Origin of the sequence: Methanobrevibacter sp., from assembly GCF_045603845.1 — an archaeon.
Taxonomy (GTDB): domain Archaea; phylum Methanobacteriota; class Methanobacteria; order Methanobacteriales; family Methanobacteriaceae; genus Methanocatella.
The window spans coordinates 23575-33314 of record NZ_JAZUMY010000086.1; the positions used below are offsets into that span (position 1 = coordinate 23575).

9 protein-coding genes are annotated in these 9740 nt (G+C 33.5%); 4 read left to right on the plus strand and 5 right to left on the minus strand.

Annotated features, from left to right (window positions below):
• Positions 1–3 precede the first annotated feature (3 nt).
• Complete coding sequence (locus tag ACKI2W_RS08655) at positions 4–702, minus strand: DUF6882 domain-containing protein (RefSeq protein ID WP_407381221.1); 699 nt, start codon at positions 700–702, stop codon at positions 4–6.
• Positions 703–1938 carry an LL-diaminopimelate aminotransferase gene (locus tag ACKI2W_RS08660; RefSeq protein ID WP_407381223.1) on the minus strand — a complete coding sequence of 412 codons (1236 nt, stop codon included), beginning with the start codon at positions 1936–1938 and terminating at the stop codon, positions 703–705.
• Between the two features lie 409 nt (positions 1939–2347).
• Here ACKI2W_RS08660 and ACKI2W_RS08665 point away from each other — a divergent pair, with 409 nt between their 5' ends.
• Positions 2348–4021 carry an ATPase gene (locus ACKI2W_RS08665; RefSeq protein WP_407381225.1) on the plus strand — a complete coding sequence of 558 codons (1674 nt, stop codon included), beginning with the start codon at positions 2348–2350 and terminating at the stop codon, positions 4019–4021.
• 15 nt (positions 4022–4036) lie between these two features.
• Here ACKI2W_RS08665 and ACKI2W_RS08670 read toward each other — a convergent pair whose 3' ends face one another.
• Together ACKI2W_RS08670 and ACKI2W_RS08675 are read right to left on the minus strand one after the other, a co-directional pair.
• Entirely contained in the window at positions 4037–4501 is a 465-nt protein-coding gene (locus ACKI2W_RS08670; RefSeq protein ID WP_407381227.1) for a hypothetical protein, read from the minus strand.
• Positions 4502–4509: 8 nt separating this feature from the next.
• Complete coding sequence (locus ACKI2W_RS08675; RefSeq protein ID WP_407381229.1) at positions 4510–6177, minus strand: glutamate--tRNA ligase; 1668 nt, start codon at positions 6175–6177, stop codon at positions 4510–4512.
• A gap of 183 nt (positions 6178–6360) precedes the next feature.
• On the opposite strand from ACKI2W_RS08675, the gene ACKI2W_RS08680 reads away from it, so the two are divergent.
• The 3 genes from ACKI2W_RS08680 to ACKI2W_RS08690 are packed head-to-tail and all read left to right on the plus strand — an operon-like array spanning position 6361 to position 9195.
• Positions 6361–7362 carry a tetratricopeptide repeat protein gene (locus ACKI2W_RS08680; RefSeq protein ID WP_407381231.1) on the plus strand — a complete coding sequence of 334 codons (1002 nt, stop codon included), beginning with the start codon at positions 6361–6363 and terminating at the stop codon, positions 7360–7362.
• A 1-nt stretch (position 7363) separates the two neighbouring features.
• Positions 7364–8371: an aldo/keto reductase gene (locus ACKI2W_RS08685; RefSeq protein ID WP_407381233.1), complete on the plus strand. Its 1008-nt coding sequence runs from the start codon at positions 7364–7366 to the stop codon at positions 8369–8371.
• A 2-nt stretch (positions 8372–8373) separates the two neighbouring features.
• Positions 8374–9195, plus strand: coding sequence for a class I SAM-dependent methyltransferase (locus tag ACKI2W_RS08690; protein WP_407381235.1), 822 nt, complete (start codon positions 8374–8376; stop codon positions 9193–9195).
• A 253-nt stretch (positions 9196–9448) separates the two neighbouring features.
• Here the strand turns inward: ACKI2W_RS08690 and ACKI2W_RS08695 are convergent.
• A partial coding sequence (locus tag ACKI2W_RS08695) for a hypothetical protein (protein WP_407381237.1) occupies positions 9449–9740 on the minus strand: 292 nt, incomplete at its 5' end.

Here is a 9740-nt window from a genome sequence, read left to right on the forward strand (position 1 = left end):
TAATCACTCTTCTTCAAGCAGCATTTGAATTGTTCTTACATTGCCTCTTTGAGTAAAGCCAACAATGATACGGCTTTCCCCAAGGTAAGCTACATCAAAGTCATCATGATGTTTGATTTTATATCCTTTAAGTCTTGTATAAGCGTCAAAAGCTATTCTTGAATATACTTTAAAGTTCTTTTGGAAAGTGTAAAACGTATCTTTGAATTTTACAACACTGTTATTTTCAGGAATCTCATCGGAATCAATAGCTACAAATATATCCAATCCATCTTCATTAATAGCATAATAAGCACCTAAATCCAATATACCTACAGTAGCCATAGATAAAGTATGACATGCATTGAAATCTGCCTGAATAATCGGACTTGAAAACTCAGGAATACCTGCATCAATACCTGCCTGCTTCATTTCAGCAGCCACTTTAATCAAATCAGCACCAAAAATATCTTCACTGTCCCATGCCCATGACCATTGTTTTAAATCATCATTGAAAAAGCCTAAAACCTGAACAGGAAACTGAATATCTCCAAAACTTAAGATACCATTATCCAAATCCAAATCTCCTTCGACATCCCCTATATATTCATATAAATTTTCCTGCTTATCCAATGCAATCGCACCATATTTGGACAGCACTAATTTAAATGAATCACCTTCACGAATAACAATTGGTTCTTCAACAGTTTTCAAAGTAAACACCTAAAATTCTAATTTTGAAATTCTATCCATTGCTTCTTTAGTATTTTCTAATGTATTAAATGCAGTAAGTCTTAAATATCCTTCACCACTTGGTCCGAATCCTGAACCTGGAGTTCCAATTACATTAGCCTCATTTAACAAAATATCAAAGAATTCCCAGGAATCCATATCATTAGGAGTTTTTACCCAAATGTATGGTGAACTGATTCCTCCATAAACCTCAAGGCCAATGCCGGTCAAGCTTTCCCTAATAACCTTTGCATTTTCCATATAGTAATCAAGCACTTCCTTAATTTGAGCTTTTCCTTCTTCGGAATAAGTAGCTTCAGCAGCTTTTTGAACAGGATAAGAAACACCATTGAATTTGGTAGTCTGTCTTCTGTTCCATAACGGATTTACTTCAACAGCATTATTTTCACTGTCATATGCAATTAACTCTTTAGGAACAACAGTATATGCACAGCGGGTTCCGGTAAATCCTGCAGTTTTTGAAAAGCTTCTGAACTCAATAGCTACTTCACGTGCCCCATCAATTTCATATATTGAATGAGGGACATTATCTTCATGAATGAATGCTTCATAAGCAGAATCAAATAATATGATTGCCTTGTTTTCTTTTGCATAATCAACAAATACTTTCAATTGGTCTTTTGTTAATGTAGTACCTGTTGGATTGTTAGGATAACATAAATAAATTATATCTACTGGTTCAGACGGTAATTCAGGTACAAATCCATTTTCAGAATTGCATTTAAGGTAAGTCAGTCCTTCGTACATACCATCATCACCCATTTCACCGGTTCTTCCAGCCATAACATTAGTGTCAACATAAACAGTATAAACAGGATCTGTTACTGCAATCTTATTATCCAAACCGAAAATTTCCTGGATGTTTCCGGTATCACATTTAGCGCCGTCACTGATGAATACTTCACCAACATCCAAATCAATTCCGTAAGGTTTGTAGTCATTTTCAATTATGGCTTCAGCTAAAAAGCCGTAACCCTGTTCCGGACCGTATCCCATGAATGTATCCGCATCAGCCATTTCATCCACAGCATTTTTAAATGCATCAATAACGGCAGGAACTAAAGGTTTTGTTACATCACCTATTCCCATTTTGATAACATCTGCATCAGGATTTGCATTAACAAATTCTGCTTCTCTACGTGCTACTTCAACAAAAAGATAGCTACTTTTCAATTTAAGATAATTCTCATTAATTTTAACAACCATGATTCAACCTTCTCAATAATTAAAATTTCATTATATTAATACTATCATTTTCAAAATATATAAAATGATTTGTTAAAAATATATTTTGATAAAAAATAAACGATTATTTTCAATTTAACTATTTGACAAATGAAATTAAGTTTTGAATGAAAATATAGTGAAATCATTAGAGTTATAAGAAAAAAAATAATTAAAAAAAGTTAATTAAAAACCCAATAAGATTACTCTAAAATTAAAAATAAATCATATAACCTCACAATTTATTTAATTTAAACTTTAAAAGAAGTTTAAAATGAAACAAGATGTTTTAAAACAATATTAAAAAATAATATAAAACTTTATAATAAAGAATTTAAATAAATATATAATACTGTAACATTAAAAAAATGAAAAATAAGAAGTGGATTAAATGAACGAAACATTGATATTGGTGTGGGCATGCATTGCGATAGTTGGAATAATAGGAATCATTATTGTAAAATTATATTATAACGATAAAGATGACGAAGAGACTGATTTTTCAGAAATAACAACAAAAAATCCATTGCAGGAGATGGTTTCTGAAAAAGAAAATACTGCCAAAGACATAATAACTGAACACACTAATCAAATTACAAACCCTTTTTCTAATGATGAACCCGAAATTACCCTTAGAAAAGAAGGAACAAAACCAGAAAAAGAATTTAATCCATATATAGTTCCAAAAGCAGCTGAGAACAACATTAATAGAAATATTAGTTATTCTTCCCAAAATCAAGTTCTTATTAATTATGATGATAATGTTCAAAAATTCCAAGAACCAATAACCGAAACCCAGAGAGATATTATGAACCCGAATAAAGATGATAAAAATCAGGACGTCAGTTTCAAGAAAACAACTGAAAATAAACATGAATTGAAAGATTTATTTACTATTGATGAATTAATCAAAGAATCCAAAAGAAAAGACAATGAAAGAGAAAAAGAATCCAAAACAATAACCAAAGAAATTGAAGATAATTCCGACATAAAAGAAAGTATTAAAAAGAATAAGGAATCAAAAGAAAGTGAAGAGGATATTACAGACATTAGAAGCAGCATTGAAAAAATGCATGAAATTGCAGAAGCAATTAAATCTACAAAAAGTGAAGACCTAACTCCACAGTCTGTTGCATCACAAAAAGATATTGCAGAAGCTATTGATTCAGCAACTAATGAACCTGAAAAAGAGGAAGTCCCTGAAATATCAGAAAGCAAATCCATTACTGATGCTGTAATCAAAAAAGAAAGCGAAAAAGAAGAAACAACCATTCAAGAAACATTGGATGTTAAAGAAGAAAAAGTCGAAGAAATAAAAGAAAGTGCACCTGAAGAAGAAAAAGTTGAAAATATTAGTGATGCCATTTCAGAAGAAGATGAAATCAAATCACCAACTTTAAAATCACCAACCAAAGTTGAAGAAGATAGCATTAGTATTTTATCCGGTGCTGATGAAGACTACGAATTCGGTGCTTCAATCGATTCATCCAATCTGTTTGAAGATGAAAACGGAGAATTGAGCGATCTTGATTACAGAAAAGATTTAGCCAAATTCACTAACAGCATTAAAAACTCAGGAATTGTAAAAGACATTCGTGAAAGATTAATATCAGAACCTGAAGAGGATAATGAAGTTAACGAAGAGTTTATTAGAAATGTCGGTTCTTATACTGAAGATGCATATGAAACATACGATGATTATGATGACTGGGAACCTATTATAAACGAAACACATGTTGATTATGTTGAACCAACCCCTGAAGAACAGTTAAGACAGGAAAATACACGCAGAGTATTTGAAACTGCTAAAAATAATTCAGCACAAACGGTAGACACTACTGAAGAGTTGATTCCTAAACCAAAAGCAATACCTGAAAAGTCCAGTCTTAAAGTAATGATCAACAATAATGAGGAAGTTCTTCGCAAAGGTGATGAAATCATCTATAACCATGATGGAGAAACCTATTCCAGTAAAGTATACTCCATTAACGGCGATGATATTAAGGTAAAATACAGAAGACAGGATATCACCATTAAACCTGGCGATATCAAAAAGATATATTAAAAAATATATCTTTTTTTAATTTTCATTAATTTTGTAACCACCATCACATAACACATATTTTGCTTTTTTTATGTCAAGTGATCTTATTATATTTAAATAGAAGTCATCCAGTTCAGCATCAGCATAAGGATAAACGAATTCGAAAGTGTATAGATTGTCATCCTTGACAAACATGAATTCATTTCTGCGTATTTCACTGTCATCAGTTCTGATTGATGATATTACCATATAATAAATATCATCGTTTATTGCAATGAAATCAGCAGTTTCAACACTGATATTATGATTTGACTCCAATTGTTTTTCCATTTCATTTTTTATGTCCGGAAGACCTGCCAATGTAGGAGATATTGAAAATTTAATTGTCATAGGAATAGACGGATTGACTAAAGACAGCTCAGCAAAATCTCCCTTATTTGGAATCGGATCAAAATCCTTGGGCATTTGCAAATTCACATACCCGTTTGCAAATAAAGTCATGAAATCACCTATTTATGTGCATAGTAAAATATCAATTCATCGTCTTTAATCTCATCCAAACGTGCAAATCCAACCCTTTCAAACTGAACAATATCACCGACTTTCAAATCAGACAATGCAGATTCTCCAAGACCTGTTTTAAGAGATGCATCATCCATGACAATAGTGACTTTGACATTGTCATCAACAGGAACCCATTGAATGATTCTGGCTTTCAAATCCCTTGCCTCTTCAAAGGATGCTGAATTATAAGTTACATCGCCATCTTTAATATCAACATTGACTGCATCCATCAATCTGAATACTCCATCAGTTATATCTGATTTTGCCAGATATGCAGTGCCGTTGAATGGAAGCAATCTGTTACCCCTATCCAAATGGTCAGCGTGAAGTGGCCTTTCAATGACAATGTCTCCATCTTCATAATTTTTGACTTCAATGACCTGAGGGTCTTCGACGAAGAAATAACGGTTAGCTATAGGTTCTAGGAAATTGCGGTTTAAACCGTAGATTTTTTTCCAGCTGATAGCTGAATCCGCCATTTTAACACCTATTTCAGTGATTAAATTATAGATTGTTCTTGGATCAATACCTCGTCTTGCTATTGCCCTTAATGTTCCAAGCCTTGGGTCATCCCATCCGCTGTAGGTTCCGTCTTCAATACCTGCAAGGGCTTTGGAAGTGCTTAATGCGATATCTTCCATTTTCAATCTGCCGTAATGTATGAATTCAGGCAAGTCCCATCCCATATGGTCATAGAGGTATTTCTGTTTTTCACTGTTGGCCAAATGGTCTTTTCCTCTCAATACATGAGTCATTCCCATCAGATGGTCATCCACTGCAACAGAGAAATTCATCATAGGATATATTCTGTATTTATTGCCTAATCTAGGATGGGTTTCATCAACCAGTCTCATTGCAACCCAGTCACGAATAGCCGGATTTTTATGGTTGATATCAGTTTTTACCCTTAATACTGCTTGTCCGGCGTCCATGGTATCGAATTTATCCCATAATTCCAAGTTTTCTTCAACTGAATTGTCTCTGCAAGGACAGGCCTGGCAATTATCCTTCAATTCCTTGAACGTTGCACCGTCACATGTACACATGTATGCCGCACCCTTTTCAATCAGCTGACGTGCATAATCGTAATAAATATCAAATCTGTCGGATTGGTAAATGATTTCATCCGGATTGATTCCCAGCCATTCCAAATCCTGAGGAATCATTTCATATGCATCTTCATATACCCTTTTCGGATCTGTGTCCTCAATTCTTAAAATCAATTTACCGTTGTGTCTTTTTACGTACTCGGCATTAGGAACAGCTGCTCTTGAATGTCCGATATGAAGCGGTCCGCTAGGATTTGGAGCAAAACGTAAAACGATGTTTTCATGAGTTCCAGGAAGCTCCTGAAGTCCAACTTCTTTCACTTTCTTTTTTTCCTGAACTTCAACATCATACTTTTCCATTTCACTGGCTTGCTCTTCTGCAGACAAAGCGTTTACCTGTGCTACGATTTTTCCTGCAAGAGGTCCTATTTCTTTTGCTCTGCTTCTGAGTTCAGGTTCATTTGCCATGATAGAACCCATTACAGCACCCGGATTTGCACTTCCCTTATGTTTGGCAGCATTCAATAAAGCATGCTTATATACAATTTCTTCTAAATCATTCATTTAATCATCACATTCTAAATTTTAATAAAAATAAGTAATTAGAGTAATTACAAAACTCTTTAACTATTATTAATATTTAAATTAAGATATAAAAATACTTAATGTTTTTAAGTTGAAAAAACAAATTTAATTAAGAGTAGTTATGAAAAAATGGAGTTTGATAAATTAATATAGGTTGATAAAATGAGTGATGCTATAGAAACAGCAAAGCTATATATTGAAGATGAAAACTATGAAGAGGCATTCAAGCTTGCTAAAAAAAGACACGGGAAAGATGATGTAGACTCCTATTTAACAATCATGGATTTATTAATTGAAAAAGACTATTTGCTTGCTTTAGAAGAAAAAGGATTATATTACCAGTATTACGATGAAACCCATGGCGATGGAGATTATGGAGAAAAATACTTTGACGAATACCTTAAAAAACAACCACGTTCCATTAATGTAATCTGTGATAAGGCATTGTCCAGATTTAATAAAAATAAGATTGATGAAGCTTTAGAATATATGGACAAGGCAGAGGAAAAATATAAATCATATTCCCCCATTGAAAAGCCAAGAATATCAAAAAAAGAAGTCATTATGGGAAAAATTGAACTTCTCATTCAGGCAAAAAGATATGATGAAGCATTAAAGAATCTGGACAAATACGAAAGTCAGTTCGGCGGAGATACAAAGTCAGATTTATATAAAGGCCAGATGCTTCAAAAGAATGGGAAAAATAATGAAGCTCTTGAATATTTGGACAAGTCCCTCCTAAATGAAGACACAATCATTGCATTTAATGCCAAAGGAGATGCATTATACGAACTTCATGAATATAAGGATGCATTGAAATTCTATAACAACTGTATTGATTATGAAAAGCAGGTTGATGATTTGGAATTGCTTACAAACTTCAATTACAAAGCGGCATTCTGTTGCGTGAAATTAGGCAATGACGGTGAAGCAATAAAATATCTCAACAAAACCATTAATCTGTTGAATGAACATGGAAGACTTCCTAAAGATTTGGAAGCAATTTATCAGAAATGTTCCTTTGAAAAGGAAAGAATAATGAAAACCGGAGAAGTTGAAGACAAGGAATTCAAAAAGACAAGATTTTTCTCAGCCAGAACATCAATTATAATATTAATTATCATTCTTATACTATATGTAATATTAAAAATGATTGGTTATTAAAATGAGACTTGGAAAAACAAATTTGGAAGTTAATAAAAATGGATTTGGCGCTTTGCCTATCCAAAGAAGAAATATGGACGATTCAGTTGAAATCCTGCACCATGCATATGAAAATGGAATAGATTTCTATGACACTGCCCATTTCTATACGGACAGCGAAGCCAAATTAGGCAAAGCTTTCGAAGATGTGAGGCAAAACATCTATCTTGCAAGCAAAGGCGCCGCCGAAGAGGTTGAAGAGTTCTGGAAACAGCTTGACCAATCCCTCAAAAGCATGAAGACTGACTATCTGGATTTGTATCAGTTCCACAATATATCATTCTGTCCAAAAAGCGAAGACAACCTATATAAAGCAATGCTTGAAGCAAAAGAAGAAGGATTAATTAATCATATTGGAATTACAACACATAAAATAACAATAGCACATGAAGCGATAGATTCAGGATTATATGAAACACTACAATACCCATTTTCCTATTTAAGCGGCCAAGAAGAAATTGATTTGGTGAATAAATGCAGAAAACTTGATGTTGGCTTTATTGCAATGAAAGCAATGGGTGGAGGACTTATTACAAATTCCAAAGCGTCATACGCATACATTAACCAGTTCGACAATGTGCTTCCGATATGGGGAATTCAGAAAATGGAAGAGCTTGATGAATTCCTGTCATATGACGAAAAGACTGTTTTGGATGATGAACTAATATCAGCAATTGAAAATGATAAAAAACAGTTAGGCGAAGACTTTTGCAGAGGCTGCGGATACTGCATGCCCTGCCCCGAAGGCATTAATATTAGTTTATGCGCCAGAATGTCCCTTTGGATTAGAAGATTTCCGGCAGAGCCTTACCTGACTGAAGAATATCAGGAAATGATGGACAAGACCCTTGACTGTATGGAATGCTATGCGTGCGTGGACAACTGCCCATATGAGCTGGAAATTCCACGTCTGCTTAAGGAAAACTATGAAGATTATCAAAATGTACTTGATGGAAAAACAGAGGTGTAATCATGAAGCAATGCATTGAAAACCCTGATGAAGTGAAATGGGATGAATTCTGGGCTGAACAGTTAACGCAAAAAGAAGACCGTGGAAAAGATTGGGACAAAGCTGCGGTTTCATTTCACAAAAGAGCTAAAAAAGACGATTACCATGACTTGTTGTTTTCAAAACTGATTTTGGATGAAAACGACAGCGTTCTTGATCTGGGATGTGGTGAAGGTTCAATCACACTTCCTTTAGCTGAAAAAGTGAGAAGCGTTACTGGGGTTGACTCCTCACCTAAAATGCTTGAACTGTTAAATGAAAGGGCTGAAGAAAAAGGAATTAATAATGTTAAAACTATTTTAAAGCCACTTGAGGAAATTACTTATGAAGAGGTAGGTCCTCATGACGTCGTTTTGGCATCAAGGTCACTTAACGGAATCATTCCAATAAAAGAAACATTAAAAACCATTGATAAAATAGCCAATAAGTATGTTTTCATTACATTATTCGGTCCTGAAAACTGGAAAATAGAAGGGGACTTCAATGAATACATCGGCCGTGAAAACAAGCACTTCCCAGGACACAATTACCTTTTCAACATATTATTCAACATGGGAATATATGCAAATGTAGAAAGACTGGACATTAAGGCATACAGGGAATATGACAATATTGAAGAGGCTATGGACAACGGTAAGTTCCGCCTTGATCTGTTGAATGATAAAGAAAAGGATAAATTAAAAGAATACTTAGGAAATATTCTCACCAAAGATTCCGAAACCGGAAAGTTATACAACAAAAAAGATAAGGCTGACTGGATTTTGATTTGGTGGAAAAAAGATTAATGTTTATCCTATTTCATGAAAAAACATTTGTTTCAAACTAATTGCAACCCCAATTCAGATTTTCATAGTGAAAATTTCAGAAGTAGCAATCGGACTGCAATAGAGTTGCAAAAGGAATTGCAACACCAAAAATAATCACATAGACTAACTAATATCTAACATTCAGCATAATTAATATACTTCATAATAAAAATAAAAATCTTTGAGGATGATTCCTCAAAGTAAAACAAACATTAGTTACATTATTAAACAATTAAAACTTACTAACAAATTTATTCTTATCCTTAATTTTTACTGTGGCAGCATCAAATTCAAGAGCAATAACCTCACCCTTATGGGAACTATATGCTTCTTCATATCTTTCAATTATAACAGCAACATTTTTTACTCTATATAACCATCTGTCATGAAAATCAGATTTTTTAAAATAATTTTTAATTGTTTCTTCATTAGATATGCAATCTTGTTCAGAATTAAATGGGATACAAAAAATTTTTAAATATTGAGAAGTATTAAGCATTTCATAGGATACTTCTGTTTCCCTA

Bases quoted from the DNA above. Each gene is read 5' to 3' on its own strand.
- ACKI2W_RS08660 (WP_407381223.1), bottom strand. From the start codon at position 1,938: ATGGTTGTTAAAATTAATGAGAATTATCTTAAATTGAAAAGTAGCTAT.
- ACKI2W_RS08680 (WP_407381231.1), top strand. From the start codon at position 6,361: ATGAGTGATGCTATAGAAACAGCAAAGCTATATATTGAAGATGAAAAC.
- ACKI2W_RS08670 (WP_407381227.1), bottom strand. From the start codon at position 4,501: ATGACTTTATTTGCAAACGGGTATGTGAATTTGCAAATGCCCAAGGAT.
- ACKI2W_RS08690 (WP_407381235.1), top strand. From the start codon at position 8,374: ATGAAGCAATGCATTGAAAACCCTGATGAAGTGAAATGGGATGAATTC.
- ACKI2W_RS08675 (WP_407381229.1), bottom strand. From the start codon at position 6,177: ATGAATGATTTAGAAGAAATTGTATATAAGCATGCTTTATTGAATGCT.
- ACKI2W_RS08665 (WP_407381225.1), top strand. From the start codon at position 2,348: ATGAACGAAACATTGATATTGGTGTGGGCATGCATTGCGATAGTTGGA.
- ACKI2W_RS08685 (WP_407381233.1), top strand. From the start codon at position 7,364: ATGAGACTTGGAAAAACAAATTTGGAAGTTAATAAAAATGGATTTGGC.